The sequence below is a fragment of the Mesorhizobium sp. M7A.F.Ca.US.005.03.2.1 genome, from assembly GCF_003997795.1.
Lineage (GTDB): Bacteria > Pseudomonadota > Alphaproteobacteria > Rhizobiales > Rhizobiaceae > Mesorhizobium > Mesorhizobium ciceri.
In genome coordinates this window covers 1-1316 of the sequence record NZ_RZRP01001232.1, presented here as the reverse complement: position 1 = coordinate 1316, position 1316 = coordinate 1, and the positions used below count along the sequence as shown (strand labels likewise).

Genomic DNA, 1316 nt, shown 5'->3' with positions numbered 1-1316 from the left:
GGTGACGCCGCCGAGGATCGACATCATCGGCGCCACCGCGGACGACATGGAAGAGATCCTCAAAGGTCTCGGCTACCGTGCCGAGCCGAAGCCGGCCGTCGAGGTCAAGGCGCGGCTCGAAGCACAGGACAATGCCGCGCGCGAAGCAGCGATGGCGAAGCTTGCGGCGGAAGAGGCTGCACGAGCCGAGCAGACCAAGGCGGCGGACGCCGCAGCAGAGGCAGCAGTCGAAGGGTCGGAGCCGGCATCGGACGCAGTGGCCGTTTCGGAAACGGCGACCGAAATGACCTCCGACGCCGCGGCGGAACCTGCTGCGCCTGCCGTGGAAGAACAGGCGGACGCTCCGGTCGAAACCGTGCAAGACGAAGCGCCTGTTGCCGAGGCTGCTGCTGAACCGGCGCCGGTTGAACCGCAGGCAGAGGCTGAAGCTGCCGAGACTGAAGCCGCAGCGGCAGAAGAAGTTGCACCGGCCGAGCTGGTGTCAAATGCCGCGCCGGCAACGGACGCCGCGCCGGACGAAACCGTGACGGTGACTGAAGCAGCCACCGGGGAACCCGCTCCGGAAGCCGAAGCGCCAAAACCCATCCTGTTGTGGCGTCAGGGTCGTTTCGAACAGCGCCCGCGCAACCGCGACGACAACCGCAGGAACAATCGCCAACGCAACGGACAAGCGCGCGGCCGAAGCGATGCGCCTGCGGACGCCGGCGCACCGGCCGCCGCTGCACCCGGAGAGCGTCCGGCCCATGAAGGACGGCGCGATGGAGCCGGCAAGCCGCGCTTCGACCGCTCGAAGTTCAAACCCAAGCCGCAGGCCGAAGGCGAACAGCGACGTGACAGGCCGCAGGGCGAGCGCCCGCAGGGCGAGCGTCCCGACCGCCGCGAAGGCCGTCCCGACTGGAAGGGTGGCAGGCCGGATGGCAAGGGTGGTCCGCAAGGCGGCAAGCCCGCCTTCCAGCCAAAGCCGCGCGAGGAGCGCCCGGTGCGTTTCGATCCGGATTCGCCCTTCGCCAAGCTCGCCGCTCTGCGCGACCAATTGAAGAAGTAGAACCCGGCTCGCTTCGATGGTTGCCGAAGGCCGCCAGCGCATCGACAAATGGCTGTTCTTCTCCCGCGTCGTGAAATCGCGCTCGCTGGCGGCGAAGTTGGTCGTCGCCGGCCGGGTCCGCATCAATCGCGACAAAGCAGCGCAGGCTTCCGATCAGGTCAAGCCAGGCTACGTCCTGACCATCACGCTCGAGCGGCGCATCTTCATCTGGAAGGTCCTCGGCGCGGGTGCGCGACGCGGCCCGGCCGAGGAAGCCCGTACGCTCTACGAG

The 1316-nt window shown here is 68.2% G+C and carries 1 protein-coding gene and 1 pseudogene; both read left to right on the top strand.

The features are described 5' to 3' along the window. Positions 1-1045: pseudogene (locus EN991_RS36560) on the top strand (helicase); the annotation flags it as partial. A gap of 16 nt (positions 1046-1061) precedes the next feature. Next, positions 1062-1316, top strand: a 255-nt coding sequence (locus EN991_RS36555; RefSeq protein WP_164769676.1) for an RNA-binding S4 domain-containing protein, incomplete at its 3' end; no start/stop codon positions are given.